The sequence below is a fragment of the Halomonas bluephagenesis genome, from assembly GCF_054790765.1.
The window spans coordinates 319,295-335,066 of sequence record NZ_CP133631.1 but is presented as its reverse complement, the minus strand read 5'-3'; the positions used below and the strand labels follow the sequence as shown (position 1 = coordinate 335,066).

Sequence of the window (15,772 nt, the reverse complement as noted above, 5' to 3'; positions counted from 1 at the left end):
GATACACCGATGGATAAAGAACTATTGGCAATGCTGGTTTGCCCACTTTGCAATGGCAAGCTCAAGTATAACCGTGAAGCCCAAGAGCTTTGCTGCCACTACGACGGTTTGGCGTATCCTATTCAAGAAGGCATCCCTGTGATGCTACCTGAAGAGGCACGCCCGATGGATGCCGATGAAAAGTTACCTATCTCGCCAGGTCGTACCGGAGAGGTGTAATGTCAGTCGCTGAGACCGAATTTATCGCTGTTGTTCCCGCGCGTTTTGGCTCATCCCGCTTGCCGGGTAAGCCGTTGCTGGATATAGCGGGCGAGCCTATGGTTGCCCATGTCTGGCGCAGAGCCTGTCAAAGCCAAGCAAGTCGTGTGGTAGTGGCAACTGACGACCCACGTATCCGTGAGGCGATGTTGCCATACGGTGCGGATGTCGTTATGACGAGATCGAATCACCCGTCTGGTACTGATCGACTGGCGGAGGGGGCAGAGCACCTAGGGCTAAGTGATGACGCTTTAGTGGTGAATGTGCAAGGCGATGAGCCGCTTATACCACCGGTTTTAATCGACCAAGTGGCGATGCGTTTAGCCGAAGATCCAGAAGCGGCCATTGCGACACTTGCTGAACCCATTAGCGATGTTGAAACGTTATTTAACACCAACGTCGTCAAAGTTGTTCGCTCCATGCAGGGGCGTGCACTGTACTTTTCTCGTGCGCCCATTCCTTGGGATCGAGAGCAATTTAAAGTGCAGCCTGCGCTTTTAGCCACCGATGCTTGGTTGCGTCATATTGGTATATACGCCTATCGTGCCAGTTTTCTCGCCGCTTATCGTGAGCTGGCGCCGTCGAGCCTTGAGCAGTTGGAGCAACTAGAACAGTTGCGCGCGCTACAGCATGGCTATGCCATTCAAGTTGCGCTGGCCAGCACTATCAATCCTCCTGGTGTGGATACGCCGGAAGACTTAGCCAGAGTGAGAGCGCTTCTGGCGAGTGAAAGTGGAGGTGAATGCGAATGAAGCGCGTACTGTTTGTCTGCTTGGGCAATATTTGTCGTTCGCCAACGGCCGAAGGCGTCTTTTGGCACGCTGTTGAAGAGGCTGGCTTAAATCGTCATATTAACGTTGACTCTTGTGGTGTAGGTAACTGGCATGTCGGAAAAGCGCCAGACACCCGCGCCCAGTCAGCTGCGTTGCAGCGTGGTATCGATATTAGTCATTTGCGCGCTCGTCAGTTAAGCGCTAATGACTTTCTTGACTTCGACTATGTGCTAGGGATGGATCGCGACAACCTCAAGGCGATGCAAGCGCTACAGCCGAGCAATAGCCGTGCCCATGTGGGGCTATTTCTAGATTTTGCCGATATGCCTGAGGCAGAAGTGCCAGACCCTTATTACGGTGGCGATGAGGGCTTTGAGCATGTCCTGAATTTAATTGAAGCGGCTTCGGCAGGGCTGATTGCCCAACTGAGGAAAGACGGGCTGAGAAATGACGGGTTGTGAAACTAACAGTAGCGATCTGCTCAGTCGTTGCCAATCGGTCGATTTAACCTCTGCTAACACGCTGCGTTTACCTTGCCAGGCAGAGCGATATGTTGCCCCTAAAACGCTAAGTGCACTCCAGAATGTGGTGCGTGATGCCGTTGATAAGCAGTGGCACATTACGCTCTTGGGAGGCGGCAGTAATGTGTTACTTCCCGCTAAGCTAAAAGGCATTGCGATTCGGCCTGGTATGCGGCAGTGGTGGCTGGAGGGTGGCGGAGAATCTGTTGTTGCTTATGTGGGGGCTGGCGTTAATTGGCACTCGTTAGTAATGACGCTGGCTGCTCGTGGCCTGTGGGGGATCGAAAACTTAGCGCTGATTCCGGGCGATTGCGGCGCCGCGCCGGTACAAAATATTGGTGCATACGGTGTCGAGCTTAAAGATGTCCTGGAGGGTGTGCAGATAGTAGAGCTGGCGTCGGGTAATGTGCGTTGGTTGAGCGCGGATGCTTGCCAGTTTGGTTACCGAGATAGCATTTTCAAAAAAGCACTAGCGGATAAAGTAGTCATTACTCAGTTGGCACTTCGGCTATCAAAAAAGCCGCTGCCAAGACTGGGTTATGGAGATTTAGCTGCCCGGGTGACCGCTTCTTCGAGTTGCTTAGCGGTGGCTCAAGCGGTGTGTGCTATTCGTCAGGAAAAACTACCGGACCCTCAGGTGCTCGCAAATGCGGGTAGCTTCTTTAAAAACCCGCTGGTTAGTAGCGACCAGTTATCACGCTTGTTACAGACATACCCTAGCATGCCACATTTTCCGCAGGTTAACGGACAAAGCAAGCTGGCAGCAGGGTGGTTGATTGACCAGTGCGGGTTGAAAGGAACTCGGCAAGGGGCTTTCGGTGTGCACGCACGGCAAGCCTTAGTGCTTGTACATTTCGGCGGCGGCGATCGGCGTGAATTATTGCAGTTTGCCGAGTACATTGCCCACAGGGTCTATGACCAGTTTGGTGTTAAGTTAGAGCCTGAGCCACGCTTAATACAAGCATAAAAAAAACCCCGCCTTAGCGGGGTTTTTAGTGCTAGTTTCTTGAGTTACTAGCGATTACTCGTTATGCGTGTTCTGTGCTTGTTTGCGCAGTTCACGAGGATCGTTATGAGCGCGACGACGGCGGCGCGGCTTGGGCGTCTCGTCTTGGGCAGAAGCAGCGGGCGCCGCTTCAGGTGTCACTGTTTCAGTCTCAACAATGGACTCTGCTAAAGGTGTTTGAGTCTTCTCATCGGTCGCCAACGTAGGCTGTGGCTCTTCGCTTTCTTGAGCAGCCGCGGTGCTGTTAGCTGTTTCTGAAACTGTATCGCTCACCGCGTCGTTGCTTGCCGTAGGTGCTTCTGGCTGTTCAGCAGACTCTGGTGAGCTTGATTCAATGCTAGCCACTAGGTTTTTCGGTGGCGCCTGAATGTTGTTAGCATCACTGTCGACAGTCTCAGCAGTCTCAGCAGTCTCAGCAGTCTCAGCAGTCTCAGCAGGTTTCGGCGCTTCTGTGTGCGTGCCGGCGGATACTGATGTCGCTTGCTCTGCCTCGTGAGGTTCTTGAGACACCGGTTCTTGGGCCGCAGATTCTTGGGTCACAGGTTCTTGAAGCGCAGATTCATGGAGCTTGTCAGTCTCCTCTGCGGTTTCTTCGCCACGTGAGCTCATTGATTCGCTGTAGGCGGTATCTAGCTCTTTCGTGTCTGAAGTACTCTTTTCCTGTGGCTTTACTTCCGCGTCAGTTGAAGGAGTCTCAGCACTCGCGACTTCAGACGAACGGCTGGTCGCTTCCTGGGGCGCTTCTTTAGCAGCGGCTGCGTCGTTCATTGTCTGCTGAGGTTTGCTTTCAACACTATTCTCTACACGTGTCTCGGCTTCAGCTTTGTCTACCGCTTGCTGAGGTTGGCGACGCTGACGCGTGGCTTTCCGTGCTTTCTCCGCCTTTTCGGCAGGGCGCTCAGCCGTTGTTCCATCGGCAGTTGCTGTTTCCTCTGCAGCTTGGTCAGGCGTCTCAGTCGCTGTTGCAACAGTTGTGCTGGCTTCATCCTGCAAAGAGGCGCTAGCAGGTGCTGTTTCATTACTGGGTACTTCAACAGCAGGCGCTTCAACAGCAGTTGCATCAACGGCGGGTGCTTCAGCCGCTTCGGCTTGCAGTTTTAGCTGTTCCGCTTCAGCCTGGGGATTAACAGCTTGTTTGCGCGTGCGATTGCGCGGATTGTTGCGCGTGCGCTTTGGCTTGCCATCATCTTGCTTGCTGTCATCCGTTTGTGATGCGGGCTCGCGGGTATCTTCGTTTTTCGGCTTTGCATCACGCGGTTTATCGCGACGGTTTTCTGGCTGGGCAGCGGGTTTAGCTGGCTCGTCTTTAGGTGATTCTTTAGCCGCTTGGTTTGTTTGCTGCTCTTTTTGACGATTGCTCTTCTGGTCGCTGTCCTGGGCCTTGGCATCATCCTGCTGAGGATGGCGTCGACGATTGCGAGTACGGCTAAGGCCGCTGCGTTTATCGTTAGCGTCGTCGTTATTATCAGCGTTGCGCGGTTGGCTGGGCTGCGGATTATTCGGCTGTTGATTGCTCGATTGTTGATTATTGCGCTGTTCGTTTTTGCTGGCGCTTTCGCCACGCTCACGGGCAGGCTTTGGTTTGCTTTCGCTGCGCGTGCGATTGCTGCTAGTCTTTTCAGACTGCTTACGGGCAACAGGGGTTTCCTGTTCGGGCTGACTCGTGCTGGTATCTTCACCCCCTAGTAGTTTAGCAAAGCCTCTGATAAAGCGGCCAATCACACTGGGTTGCTCTTCAGCAACGGGTGTCGTCGCGGCAACGACTTTATCTGCTTTTGCTACTTTCTCTGCCTTTTCTTCAGTCTGAAGAGAGGCGGGAGCTGGCGCATTATGTACAACGCTTTTAACCGCTGCTTCAGCGCGCATGGCTGGTGGGGTGAAGCTTGGGTCGGGTTCTTTGCCTACCTCAGTATCAGTAGAAAGCTCGAAGCTGGATAATGTCAGGCTTTCATCATCATCTAGGTGGTCATCACGCAGTCGCTGGACGTCGTAATGCGGCGTATCCATTTCGGGATTCGGTAAGAGAACCACACGCACGCCTTGGCGTGATTCGATGTCTGCCAGAACGCTACGCTTTTCATTCAACAGGTAGGTAGCCACCGGAACGGGAAGAATGGCGCGGATTTGTGCGCTACGCTCTTTCATGGCTTCTTCTTCAATCAGGCGCATGATAGAGAGTGAAAGCGAGCGAACATCGCGAATGGTGCCTTGTCCGTTACAGCGCGGACAAACAACGCCGCTGGTTTCGCCTAATGAGGGGCGCAGCCGCTGGCGTGACATTTCCATTAAGCCAAAGCGTGAAATTCGGCCAATCTGAACGCGCGCCCGATCCAGCTTCAGTGCATCGCGCATGCGGTTTTCAACCTCACGCTGATTGCGCGCAGGGCCCATATCGATAAAGTCGATAACTACGAGGCCACCGATATCACGCAGACGCAGCTGTCGAGCAATTTCATCGGCTGCTTCAGAGTTGGTCTGTAGTGCGGTTTCTTCAATATCGCTGCCACGTGTAGCCCGGGCAGAGTTAATATCAATAGAGACCAGCGCTTCGGTGTGATCGATAACAATAGAGCCACCAGAGGGAAGTTTTACTTCGCGCTGGTAAGCAGTTTCGATTTGCGACTCAATTTGGAAGCGCGAGAAAAGCGGAACTTCATCCGCGTAAAGTTTAATTTTCTGCTGGTAAGAAGGCATTACCTGACGAATAAAGCCCAGTGCTTCTGCATGAATCTCTGGGCTATCAATTAGCACCTCGCCAATATCTTGGCGTAGGTAATCGCGCATGGCGCGGATAATGACATTAGATTCGCGATAAATCAGGAAAGGAGCTGAACGTTTGCCTGCTTCAGTGGTGATGGATTCCCACACTTGGACAAGGTAATCCAGGTCCCACTGCAGCTCTTCTGGGCTACGGCCGATACCGGCGGTGCGAACGATCAGGCCCATTTTGTCCGGTACTGTCAGTTGGCCCATGGCGTCTTTCAGTTGGCTGCGATCATCACCCTCAATGCGGCGTGAAATGCCGCCCGCACGGGGGTTGTTCGGCATCAGAACAAGAAAGCGACCCGCTAAGCTAATAAAGGTAGTCAGTGCGGCCCCTTTATTGCCTCGCTCTTCTTTATCAACTTGGACAATGACTTCCTGGCCTTCTTTCAGCACTTCTTTGATGCTGGGGCGGCCAGAAACATCTTTGATAAAATATTCGCGAGAAATTTCTTTTAGCGGCAGAAAGCCATGGCGTTCGGCACCAAAATCAACAAAAGCGGCTTCAAGGGAAGGTTCTACTCGGGTGATTTTGCCCCGGTAAATATTGGCTTTCTTCTGCTCTCGAGCGCCAGATTCGATGTCTAAATCGTAAAGGCGTTGCCCGTCTACCAGCGCAACCCGAAGCTCTTCTGGCTGGGTCGCGTTAATCAGCATCCGTTTCATATTGTCTCACATAGCGTTGCGTGCCGACGAACCGTCTAGGCGTGGCGTAGACGAATCGCTGGGTGCTGCGTGCTTGTGCTCGGCGCATTGCTATGCTGACGCATTAAGCCGGGAAGGCAATCATGCCGACCCGGCCGAAAGGGCGTTGAGTACGTGGCGGAGGCAGAACATGTTTCGGTGGCTGTCACGTCCATCCGGCTCTGCTGACACCGCCAACACCTAGCATTCATCGATTCGTCAACGCCGGTCATCGGCACAGCGTTGAACTTGGCGCCCCAAGTCGAGCAGCACCTTGTGACGAACAGGAGAGGCTGCTTGAGGCGTGACGTTTATTAATTCAATTGCCTGCCATTGCGGGCGAAGCAAAGGCGTATCTGCCGTCAAAAAGCATGCGACAGAGTAACTGTATATCCAGTACGTTATTTCAGTACGTTATTTCAATGCGTTAGGCGTTTGGGTAATGCGTACACTACGCCATTTTGCCTATGCTCTGGCCTGCGTGTTTGTCGGGCAGGCGCTAGGCGAAGAATGGTAACGCACCCGTTACGACGTGTCTGTTTACGGGTAAGCCACACTTGGCCGCTGAACGTTCTGGAATATAACAGTAAAGACAACTACCAGCAATTGACGCAATGCGCATTGGTCTACGCTAGAATGCCGTTTTTAGCCTGTCGCTATAAGATCACACCAGGAGTGAGCGTTAATGTCCGAAGGGCGGGAAGTACAGTGGGTGGATATCGCCCCGGAACAAGCAGGTCAACGAATCGACAATTTTCTGATGACGCGTTTAAAAGGTGCTCCTCGTGCATTGATTTATCGCATTGTGCGTAAAGGCGAGGTAAGGGTTAATAAAAAACGCGTTAAAGTGGATTATCGCCTTCAAGCTGGCGATTTAGTGCGTGTGCCACCGCTGCGCTTAGCACCCAGAGAAGCGGTTAAAGAAGTTAGCGACAATTTACGTGATTTGTTGATTGGTAGCGTCATTATGGAAGGGCCAGATTGGATGGTGATTAACAAACCATCCGGCCTGGCAGTCCATGGAGGAAGTGGTGTAAAAATTGGTCTAATTGAAGCGCTTCGACAAGTGCGCGACGACCTTACTTTTTTAGAGCTTGTTCACCGCTTGGATCGTGATACATCGGGTTGTTTGCTGTTGGCAAAATCTCGGGATGCGCTAGTCACACTCAACGAATCGCTTAAAAAGCACGCAATGGACAAGCGCTACTTGGCGCTAGTGAGTGGGCGCTGGCCTGCCCGAAAGACCTATGTGAGTGCTCGTTTAGACCGCTTTGATGCGGGTAACGGTGAGCGGCGGGTGCGAGTAGATCCTAACGGCAAGGTTTCACGGACTCACTTTTCGGTAGTAGAAACTTTTGAAAAGGTCACGCTAATAGAGGCAGAGCCTGTAACAGGTCGCACCCACCAGATTCGTGTGCATGCGGCTCATGCCGGGCATGCCTTGTTGGGTGACGATAAATATGGAACCCGCGAAAGTAACCACATGGCACAGCGCCTTGGCCTGGGGCGTCTGTTTCTTCATGCCCGTGCATTAACGTTTCCTGAACCTGGCAATGGCCGTCCCGTTACGGTGAAGGCGCCGTTGCCTGAGGCGTTGGAAGAAGCGCTAAAGCGCGCTCGGAAATAAGGAAACGAAATGCGCTATGAGCTAATTATCTTTGATTGGGACGGCACGCTGATGAACTCTGTGCCGAAAATAGTTGCCTGCATGCAGGCAGCTGCTTTTGATGCCGAGTGGGATGAGTTAGACGTCAGTGCTATCGAAAATATTATTGGTTTGGGCCTGCCTGAGGCGATAGCGACGTTATGTCCTGGTATTGAAGCGGCTCAGGCTGAGCGTTTGCGTCAACGCTATGCCTACCATTTCGTACATGGCGACTCGACGCCCATGCCTTTTTTTGAAGGCGTAAAAGAGCAAATCGCCCGGCTGCGTGAACATCCCCATCAGCGTCTGGCGGTGGCAACGGGTAAAAGTCGCCGTGGTTTAGATCGAGTTTTCTCCGAAGCAAAGTGTGGCGCTTGGTTTCATGCCAGTCGAACGGCAGATGAAACGCGTTCTAAGCCCCATCCACAGATGATTCTTGAGCTGCTTGACGAGCTGAAAGTGCCCGTCGAACGCGCTGTGATGGTGGGTGATACCGAATATGATCTTGAAATGGCTAGGTCCATTAATATGGATCGTGTGGGCGTTACTTACGGTGTACATGCCCGCGCTCGGTTGGCGGCTAGTCAGCCTGTGTGGCTGGCGGATGATGTAGATAGCCTGTTCGACTGGCTCCATGGTTAGTGGTGTTAATAGTCGCTACGGGCAGTAATTGTACGACCAGGCGGACATTAGGAATCGTATATGAGTGATGAGCAACAGCGCGGTGATAATGATAGTGGCTCCCCAGTGGGTGATGATTCCCCGGGGAAGGTGAGTGGTGATCGGTGGACCGACGGGCCGGAAGTTGTTCGGCAAGCCAAGCAGCAACCGCTGCCGGGGGCAGAGGGTGATGATGCTGAGACGCTCCGGGAGCGACAGCGGTTAGCGCAATTAGAAATGATGGATCGTTGGGTTGGCGGTGTTTTAACGGAGCAGCGCAGAACCCGACGGTGGAAATTGTTCTTTCGTTTGATGCTGTTGGCGATTGTATTGATATCGTTAACAACAATGCTGTACCGCGTTTTTCTCGCTGAGCCGACTGCCTCATTGCCCACTCAGCGCCATTTGGCACTGGTTGAAGTGCATGGTGTGATTACTAGTGATGCACCAGCGAATGCTGAGCGGATCATCAAAGGTTTGAATCGTGCATGGTCATCGGGAAGTGCCGCTGCTGTTGTGTTGCACATTGATAGTCCCGGTGGAAGTCCTGTCCAATCGCAGCGTATTTATGCAGAGATAATGCGTCTGCGTGATCAGGGGGATAAGCCTATTATTGCAGTGATAGAGGATATTGGCGCTAGTGGCGCTTACTACATTGCCTCAGCTGCGGATAGCATCGTGGCGTCCCGTGCAAGCTTAGTTGGTTCTATCGGCGTTATTTATTCCGGCTTTGGCTTCCAAGAAGCGATCAACCAGATTGGCATTGAGCGTCGCGTAATGACTGCCGGTGAAAATAAGGCTTTTCTGGATCCTTTTCAGCCGCTTGATGAAGACGTGGCTGAGTTCTGGCAAGGCGTTTTGGCTCAAACCCATGAGCAGTTTATAGACGATGTTAAGGCAGGGCGCGGTGATCGATTGAGCGACAGCCCTGAAGTTTTCTCAGGGCTTATCTGGAGTGGAGAGCAGGCGTTAGAGCTGGGTTTGGTAGATGAACTAGCCAGCCTTGAGCAAGTGGCTCGATCGCAGGTGGGTGAGGCTGATTGGGAAAACTATACGCCTAGCTTAGACCCTTTTGAGCGCTTGACGCGCCGATTTACCCAAACAGCCGCTGAAGTGCTTGGGCTGCAGCGTGCACATGCTCCATTGCGCTTTCAGACCCAGTAAATGCTAAACGTCGCCGAGGGGGTTCATGCCTGCTTGGCGAAGCATGTCGCACAGTGCTATGAGGGGGAGCCCAATGAGTGCGTTTGGGTCTCGGCCTTCGAGTTTTTCAAACAAACTGATACCCAGCCCTTCCATGCGGAAGCTGCCTGCGCTATCCAGTGGCTGCTCAAGGGCAACATATCGCGCAATTTCCTGTTCGCTCAGTAAGCGAAAAAACACCTCAAACGGCTCGATATGGACGTGATGCCGTTGGTGGCGAGTATCAACTAAAGCTAAACCCGTTAGAAATGTCACTTTTTGGCCAGAAAAGCGCGTCAAGTTCTCCCGAGCGCGCTCCTCTGTGTGGGGTTTGCCGAGAATGTCACCCTCAAACAGAGCTATTTGATCGGAGCCAATGATGCAATGGTTGGGAAAGTGCTCAGCAACGGCGTTGGCTTTGCTCAGCGCCAAGCGATGTACTAAGGCGCTGGGCGTTTCATTAGGATGGGGCGTTTCGTCGATGTCTGGTGAGCAGCACTGGTAGGGCAGTAATAGCCTGTCCAGTAGTGCTTGTCGGAAGCGAGAGCTAGAGGCGAGGACGAGTGTCGCGTCATTTGTTTGAGGCACAGCATTCTCCTTAATGGGCCTGGTTAGGCAGTAATCACCGTTCAAACGAGTGTAACGAAACCTTAGTGGTCTGCCTATTTAGGTGGTTTTGGCAGATAATCTCGTAAGAATTGTACCGACAGCTTTGACAGCGGGGGGGCGAGTGCCTATCATTGCGCGCCTATGTTGACCTCACAAATCCCCAGCCGGGTTGAGCCTTATAAGCTTGCAGCCCGCCGCGAACGACTAGAAGGCATTGTGGCGCTTAATAAGTTGCCACGCCTAGCTGAAGAAGCAGGTGACCAAACCGGCGACTGTCATGTCGTACTTGAGTTTGGCGTTGATGCCCAAGGCCGTCGCGAAATTCGTGGCCATTTGCAAGCGACCCTGGCGTTGCCTTGTCGCCGTTGTCTGGTGCCGCTAAGCCAAGACGTTTCCAGTGATTTCTTATTAGGAATGATTGCAGACGAAGCCTTGGCTGCCGAGCTGCCTGCCAGTCATGAGCCGGTGCTGGTGGAAAATGAACAGCTGGACTTGCTGACGGTAATAGAGGATGAGCTTATCCTTAGCTTGCCGCAGGTGGTCTATCACGATGAGACCGAATGCCATGTCTCGGCGGAGCAGCTGGTCAGCAAGACCGAGGGCACGGCGGAAGAGTCCGCTCCGGCCAAAAACCCTTTCGCAGTGCTTAATGCTTTGAAAAGCAGTGGCGCTTTGAAAGGCAAAAAGTAAGCATCACTTACCTTAATTACCTTGGAGTAAACACCCATGGCAGTTCAACAGAACCGTAAAACTCGTTCCAAGCGCGGTATGCGTCGTAGCCACGATGCGCTGAGCGCACCGACTCTGTCTCAGGACAAAGAAACCGGTACTACTCACCTGCGTCACCACGTTTCTCCAGACGGTTTTTACCGCGGTCGTAAAGTGGTTGAGGTTTAAGCCTTAGCGCTTTTTATGAGCGGCAAAACAGGGTGGGTGCTGTGTGCGCCTAGCGATTGATGTAATGGGGGGTGACCAAGGCCCCCGTGCCATTATCGAAGGCTCCGCAAGGGCGGTTATTGAGCGCCCTGGCTTAGCATTAACTCTGTTTGGTCCGCGTCAGCAGATTGATGCTGAGCTTTCGCGTTTGCCGCAGCCTTTGGCTGCGGCAACGTCACGTTTGGTGGCTGTCGATGCTCCAGAAAGTGTGTCTCAAGCGGCAACAGCTGCCTGGGCAATGCGGCGCGGAGGCGCTACCAGCATGGCGTGTATGCTGCGCAGCCTGTCTTCCGGTGAAGCGGCGGCGGGAGTGAGTGCCGGAAATACCGGTGCTTTGGTCGCTTTAGCGAGGCGTGAACTTGGCATGTTGTCTGGTATCTCAAGGCCTGCAATAAGTACCGCAATACCCGCGCGTGGGGGAAAACGTTGTTATTTGCTTGATTTAGGAGCAAATGTTGATTCTCCAGCATCCAGGCTGTTTGATTTTGCCATGATGGGTGCCGCCATGGCCCAGTGCATGGATCGCATTAAGCGGCCTCGCGTTGCCTTGCTGAATGTGGGGTCTGAAGCTACAAAAGGTAGCGCTAATGTACGCGAAGCGGATCGTTTGCTCCGTGAGAGTGTCAGTGACTTAAGCTTTGATTACCTTGGTTATGCCGAGGGCGGCGATATTTTTCAAGGTGATCTTGACGTCGTGGTTTGCGATGGCTTTGTTGGTAATGTCACTTTGAAAGCCAGTGAAGGGTTGACTCGTATGTTGGTGGAGCGTGTACAAATGGCGTTTGAGTCACGCCTGAGTGGACGTTTGGCAAGTATACTGGCCAGGCCTGTACTGAAGAGGCTTAAACGGGAGCTAGACCCGGTACGCTATAATGGGGCCAGCCTCTTGGGGTTGCAGGGTATTGTGGTAAAAAGCCATGGCAGCACCCAGGCGGATGGTTTTTATTATGCTATCCAGCGTGCATTGCAAGAAGTGGAGCATGATTTGCCTGTCCGGATTGCAGCACGCTGGTCGCGTTCTTGAGCGCTGTCAACGCAGTAGATAATAAGACGTTATATATTTTTTGCGGGCTATTGGTGGTAGCAGGATGTGGCCAACGCTGTTACAGCAATGGCGCCAATAGCACGCTTATCGCTCAACTGAGCAAATGCCTACAAGAGCAAAGGTGAACGACATGTCTCAACCCCTTGCCCTCATTTTTCCCGGGCAAGGCTCTCAGCAGCTTGGAATGTTGCGAGAGCTAGCCGAGCGCTACAGTGTGGTGGGAACTACATTTGAGGAAGCGTCAGACGCTCTGGGCTACGATTTGTGGAAAGTCGTCCAGGAAGGTCCAGAAGAAGCGTTGAATGCGACGGCATGCACTCAGCCGGCACTACTTGCCTCCAGCGTTGCTATTTGGCGTATCTGGCAAGAGTTGGAAGGGCCTCGCCCAAGCGTCATGGCCGGCCATAGTCTCGGTGAATATAGTGCTATGGTTTGCGCTGGAGTGATGGGGTTCGCTGAAGGCGTACGCCTTGTTCGATTGCGTGGTGAAGCTATGCAGGAAGCTGTCCCTGCGGGAGAGGGTGGCATGGCGGCGATCCTTGGGCTTGATGATAGCGCCGTGGAAGCGGCCTGTGCCCAAGCGGCTGAAGATGAGGTAGTGTCTGCCGTTAATTACAACTCGCCTGGGCAGGTTGTCATCGCAGGCAGCAAAAATGCCGTTGAGCGTGCCATCGCTGCTTGCCAAGAGGCTGGAGCCAAGCGAGCGCTTTCACTGCCGGTTTCGGTGCCTTCCCACTGTGCGCTGATGCGACCAGCCGCTGAGCGCCTTGCTGCGGCTATGCAGGAAATTGAGTTACGTGCACCTCGTTATGCGGTTATTCAAAACGTCGATGCGCAAGCCCATGCTGATATTGAGACATTGCGTACGCGCCTAATCGAGCAGCTGTATCAGCCGGTTCGTTGGTCATCTTGCGTTGAAGCGATGGTCGAGCAAGGTGCTAATGTGTTCATTGAATGCGGGCCTGGCAAAGTGCTTACCGGGTTAAACAAGCGCATTATACGTAGTGCCAAAGGGTTGGCGGTAAATGATCCTGATAGCTTGGATTCAGCCCTTGAGTTAGCACGTGAGGCGTCGGCGGGTGGTGCGTGAGAAATGGCGCGTGTTAAGTCGCTATTTTCCGCTACCCTTGCTTAGTTAGGTTGAAGGAAGAACGTTATGACTCAAGAACGAAGAGTGGCACTAGTTACTGGTGCTAGCCGAGGTATTGGGCGAGCCATTGCTCATGAGCTTGGGCGTCAAGGACGTATCGTAGTGGGAACTGCCACTAGCGAATCGGGCGCTGAAAAAATTGATGCTGATCTAAAAGAGAATGGCATTGAAGGTGCAGGAATGTGCCTTAATGTTACCGATCAGCAGAGTATTGATCAGGTGCTAAAGACCATTGGCGAACGTTTTGGTGCGCCCACAATTTTGGTCAATAATGCCGGCATTACCCGCGATAACTTGCTAATGCGCATGAAAGAGGATGAGTGGGACTCCGTGATGGATACCAATCTTAAATCTGTTTATCGCGTTAGCAAAGCATGTCTACGTGGTATGACAAAGGCGCGCTTTGGGCGTATCGTGTCGATAAGTTCCGTAGTGGCGACGATGGGTAACCTAGGCCAAACTAACTACGCCGCCGCCAAGGCCGGGATGGAAGGTTTTAGTCGTGCTTTGGCGCGTGAGGTCGCTTCTCGTGCCATTACGGTTAATGCGGTAGCGCCTGGGTTTATTGCAACAGACATGACCGAAGCGTTGCCTGAAGCGCAGCATGAAATGCTGCTCAAGCAAATCCCTCTTTCGCGTTTAGGCGGGCCTGAGGAAATTGCTGCCGCCGTTGGCTTTTTGACAAGTGATGCTGCAGGTTATATCACTGGTGAAACGCTACACGTTAACGGCGGCATGAATATGCGTTGATGGCCTTGGGTTTGGCGGTTGCGTCAGCTTAAGGGCGTCTATAAACTACCCCGCAGCTTTTGGCTTGCGGTTTCCAAATGGCTGGTTATCAAAAACGGCTAATGTGAACGACTGGAGTACGTTGATGAGTACTATTGAAGAGCGCGTGAAGAAAGTTGTGGCAGAGCGCCTGAACGTTAAAGAAGAAGACATCCAGAACAGCTCTTCTTTTACTGAAGACCTGGGTGCTGATTCTCTTGACACCGTTGAGCTGGTGATGGCACTTGAAGAGGAATTTGATACTGAAATTCCTGACGAAGAAGCCGAAAAAATCACCACGGTTCAAGAAGCTATCGACTACGTAAACGCCCATCAGTAAGGGTTGAGTCGAAGCAGTGAGCCAGGGTGGGGTGCTTACCCACCCGTATAAAAAGCCGTCCTGAGTAGGGGCGGCTTTTTTGCTTTGTTGTCACAATGAATATAACGTTCAATCTCCGTTATACTAGTCACCAAATTTCTGCAGCAAATGACCCAGATGGGTCGTGTCACCATGGATGCCTGGAGGAAAGCTGATGGCGCGAAGAAGGGTAGTGGTAACTGGGTTAGGCCTGGTGACCCCAGTGGGCAACAGTGTTAATGAGTCGTGGGCAAATATTGTCGCCGGCAAAAGTGGCATAGCGCCGATTGAGCACTTTGATACAAGTGGCTTCAACACGCGTTTTGGAGGGTCGGTTAAAAATTTCGATATTAGCCCCTATCTGAATCCTAAAGATGCACGCAAGATGGATCTGTTTATCCAGTACGGCATGGCGGCGGGTGCCCAAGCCGTTCAGGATTCGGGGATTGAGTGTACCGAAGAGAATGCTGAGCGAATTGGTGTGGCTATTGGTTCAGGCATTGGCGGTTTGCCGATGATTGAGCATAACCACAATGCGCTTAACAAGGGAGGCGCACGCCGCGTTTCGCCGTTTTTTGTTCCCGGTTCAATCATTAATATGATTTCCGGCAACATGGCGATTCAGCATGGCTTCAAAGGCCCGAATATTGCGATCACCACCGCGTGTACAACGGGTACCCATAATATTGGCTACAGCGCTCGTACTATTGCTTACGGCGATGCCGATGTGATGATCTGTGGCGGCGCGGAAATGGCTACTACGCCGTTAGGATTGGGCGGATTTTCTGCAGCACGAGCACTCTCAACGCGCAATGAAGATCCTCAGGCGGCGAGTCGCCCATGGGATGCTGATCGTGACGGCTTTGTGCTGTCAGACGGTGCTGGTGTGCTTGTCTTGGAAGAGTACGAGCACGCCAAAGCGCGCGGCGCAAATATCTACGCAGAGCTTGCCGGCTTTGGTATGAGTGATGATGCCTACCATATGACGGCACCGCCGGAAGATGGTCGTGGAGCTGCACTTTCTATGAGCAATGCCATTAAAGATGCGAGTATCGACCCAGCGGATGTGCATTATATTAATGCGCATGGCACGTCTACCGCAGCGGGTGATTTAGCAGAAAGCCGTGCGATTGAAAAAGTGCTAGGTAGCGCAGCTCAGCAGGTTGCCGTGAGCTCTACCAAGTCAATGATTGGCCACCTCTTAGGTGCAGCAGGTGCGGTTGAAGCGGTGTTTAGTATTCTGGCTATTCGAGACCAGGTTGCGCCGCCTACCATTAACCTGGATAACCCGCAGGAAGGTTGTAATCTCGATTACGTGCCGCACACCGCACGGGAGATGCCCATTGATATTGCGCTCTCAAACTCGTTTGGGTTCGGTGGTACCAACGGCTCATTGCTGTTTAAAAAGGTATAG

General features: G+C 52.7%; 16 protein-coding genes. 14 read left to right on the top strand and 2 right to left on the bottom strand.

Annotated elements, in window-relative coordinates; all coding sequences use genetic code 11:
• Positions 1-9 precede the first annotated feature (9 nt).
• Genes REH51_RS01575 through murB form a run of 4 tightly spaced genes read left to right on the top strand, consistent with a single transcriptional unit; the run spans position 10 to position 2,519 of the window.
• Positions 10-219: a Trm112 family protein gene (locus REH51_RS01575; protein WP_009722033.1), complete on the top strand. Its 210-nt coding sequence runs from the start codon at positions 10-12 to the stop codon at positions 217-219.
• Complete coding sequence (gene kdsB / locus REH51_RS01570) at positions 219-1,010, top strand: 3-deoxy-manno-octulosonate cytidylyltransferase (RefSeq protein ID WP_498936687.1); 792 nt, start codon at positions 219-221, stop codon at positions 1,008-1,010. The genes REH51_RS01575 and kdsB overlap by 1 nt, the downstream gene beginning before the upstream one ends.
• On the top strand, positions 1,007-1,492 hold the full coding sequence (locus tag REH51_RS01565; protein ID WP_009722035.1) for a low molecular weight protein-tyrosine-phosphatase: 486 nt from the start codon (positions 1,007-1,009) through the stop codon (positions 1,490-1,492). The genes kdsB and REH51_RS01565 overlap by 4 nt, the downstream gene beginning before the upstream one ends.
• The gene (murB, locus tag REH51_RS01560; protein WP_009722036.1) at positions 1,479-2,519 is read left to right on the top strand and encodes a UDP-N-acetylmuramate dehydrogenase; all 1,041 of its coding nucleotides are present in this window, start codon (positions 1,479-1,481) and stop codon (positions 2,517-2,519) included. Before REH51_RS01565 ends, murB begins: the two co-directional genes overlap by 14 nt.
• A 54-nt stretch (positions 2,520-2,573) precedes the next feature.
• On the opposite strand, the gene rne is transcribed toward murB, so the two are convergent.
• Positions 2,574-5,987, bottom strand: coding sequence for a ribonuclease E (rne, locus tag REH51_RS01555; protein ID WP_498936685.1), 3,414 nt, complete (start codon positions 5,985-5,987; stop codon positions 2,574-2,576).
• A gap of 703 nt (positions 5,988-6,690) precedes the next feature.
• On the opposite strand from rne, the gene REH51_RS01550 reads away from it, so the two are divergent.
• From REH51_RS01550 to sppA, 3 genes are read left to right on the top strand one after another with little or no spacing between them, the layout of a single operon-like run.
• On the top strand, positions 6,691-7,632 hold the full coding sequence (locus REH51_RS01550) for an RluA family pseudouridine synthase (protein ID WP_009722038.1): 942 nt from the start codon (positions 6,691-6,693) through the stop codon (positions 7,630-7,632).
• A 9-nt stretch (positions 7,633-7,641) separates the two neighbouring features.
• Complete coding sequence (locus tag REH51_RS01545) at positions 7,642-8,292, top strand: HAD family hydrolase (RefSeq protein ID WP_009722039.1); 651 nt, start codon at positions 7,642-7,644, stop codon at positions 8,290-8,292.
• Between the two features lie 60 nt (positions 8,293-8,352).
• Positions 8,353-9,474 carry a signal peptide peptidase SppA gene (sppA, locus tag REH51_RS01540; protein WP_498936683.1) on the top strand — a complete coding sequence of 374 codons (1,122 nt, stop codon included), beginning with the start codon at positions 8,353-8,355 and terminating at the stop codon, positions 9,472-9,474.
• A 3-nt stretch (positions 9,475-9,477) separates the two neighbouring features.
• On the opposite strand, the gene REH51_RS01535 is transcribed toward sppA, so the two are convergent.
• On the bottom strand, positions 9,478-10,080 hold the full coding sequence (locus tag REH51_RS01535) for a Maf family protein (RefSeq protein ID WP_234667758.1): 603 nt from the start codon (positions 10,078-10,080) through the stop codon (positions 9,478-9,480).
• A 162-nt stretch (positions 10,081-10,242) separates the two neighbouring features.
• On the opposite strand from REH51_RS01535, the gene REH51_RS01530 reads away from it, so the two are divergent.
• From REH51_RS01530 to fabF, 7 genes are all read left to right on the top strand, one after another.
• Positions 10,243-10,791, top strand: a complete 549-nt coding sequence (locus tag REH51_RS01530) for a YceD family protein (protein WP_009722043.1) — start codon at positions 10,243-10,245, stop codon at positions 10,789-10,791.
• 36 nt (positions 10,792-10,827) lie between these two features.
• Positions 10,828-10,998: a 50S ribosomal protein L32 gene (gene rpmF / locus REH51_RS01525; protein WP_009099300.1), complete on the top strand. Its 171-nt coding sequence runs from the start codon at positions 10,828-10,830 to the stop codon at positions 10,996-10,998.
• A 43-nt stretch (positions 10,999-11,041) separates the two neighbouring features.
• Positions 11,042-12,061 carry a phosphate acyltransferase PlsX gene (gene plsX / locus REH51_RS01520; protein WP_009722044.1) on the top strand — a complete coding sequence of 340 codons (1,020 nt, stop codon included), beginning with the start codon at positions 11,042-11,044 and terminating at the stop codon, positions 12,059-12,061.
• Between the two features lie 151 nt (positions 12,062-12,212).
• Positions 12,213-13,172 (top strand): ACP S-malonyltransferase, encoded by a 960-nt coding sequence (gene fabD, locus REH51_RS01515; RefSeq protein WP_009722045.1) that lies wholly within the window; start codon positions 12,213-12,215, stop codon positions 13,170-13,172.
• A gap of 66 nt (positions 13,173-13,238) precedes the next feature.
• Complete coding sequence (fabG, locus tag REH51_RS01510; protein ID WP_009722046.1) at positions 13,239-13,982, top strand: 3-oxoacyl-ACP reductase FabG; 744 nt, start codon at positions 13,239-13,241, stop codon at positions 13,980-13,982.
• A gap of 124 nt (positions 13,983-14,106) precedes the next feature.
• Complete coding sequence (acpP, locus tag REH51_RS01505) at positions 14,107-14,340, top strand: acyl carrier protein (protein WP_008956801.1); 234 nt, start codon at positions 14,107-14,109, stop codon at positions 14,338-14,340.
• 193 nt (positions 14,341-14,533) lie between these two features.
• On the top strand, positions 14,534-15,772 hold the full coding sequence (gene fabF / locus REH51_RS01500) for a beta-ketoacyl-ACP synthase II (protein ID WP_234667759.1): 1,239 nt from the start codon (positions 14,534-14,536) through the stop codon (positions 15,770-15,772).

Bases quoted from the DNA above. Each gene is read 5' to 3' on its own strand.
- REH51_RS01575 (WP_009722033.1), top strand. From the start codon at position 10: ATGGATAAAGAACTATTGGCAATGCTGGTTTGCCCACTTTGCAATGGC.
- fabG (WP_009722046.1), top strand. From the start codon at position 13,239: ATGACTCAAGAACGAAGAGTGGCACTAGTTACTGGTGCTAGCCGAGGT.
- acpP (WP_008956801.1), top strand. From the start codon at position 14,107: ATGAGTACTATTGAAGAGCGCGTGAAGAAAGTTGTGGCAGAGCGCCTG.
- murB (WP_009722036.1), top strand. From the start codon at position 1,479: ATGACGGGTTGTGAAACTAACAGTAGCGATCTGCTCAGTCGTTGCCAA.
- fabD (WP_009722045.1), top strand. From the start codon at position 12,213: ATGTCTCAACCCCTTGCCCTCATTTTTCCCGGGCAAGGCTCTCAGCAG.
- REH51_RS01530 (WP_009722043.1), top strand. From the start codon at position 10,243: ATGTTGACCTCACAAATCCCCAGCCGGGTTGAGCCTTATAAGCTTGCA.
- fabF (WP_234667759.1), top strand. From the start codon at position 14,534: ATGGCGCGAAGAAGGGTAGTGGTAACTGGGTTAGGCCTGGTGACCCCA.
- kdsB (WP_498936687.1), top strand. From the start codon at position 219: ATGTCAGTCGCTGAGACCGAATTTATCGCTGTTGTTCCCGCGCGTTTT.
- REH51_RS01550 (WP_009722038.1), top strand. From the start codon at position 6,691: ATGTCCGAAGGGCGGGAAGTACAGTGGGTGGATATCGCCCCGGAACAA.
- REH51_RS01565 (WP_009722035.1), top strand. From the start codon at position 1,007: ATGAAGCGCGTACTGTTTGTCTGCTTGGGCAATATTTGTCGTTCGCCA.
- REH51_RS01545 (WP_009722039.1), top strand. From the start codon at position 7,642: ATGCGCTATGAGCTAATTATCTTTGATTGGGACGGCACGCTGATGAAC.
- rne (WP_498936685.1), bottom strand. From the start codon at position 5,987: ATGAAACGGATGCTGATTAACGCGACCCAGCCAGAAGAGCTTCGGGTT.
- sppA (WP_498936683.1), top strand. From the start codon at position 8,353: ATGAGTGATGAGCAACAGCGCGGTGATAATGATAGTGGCTCCCCAGTG.
- rpmF (WP_009099300.1), top strand. From the start codon at position 10,828: ATGGCAGTTCAACAGAACCGTAAAACTCGTTCCAAGCGCGGTATGCGT.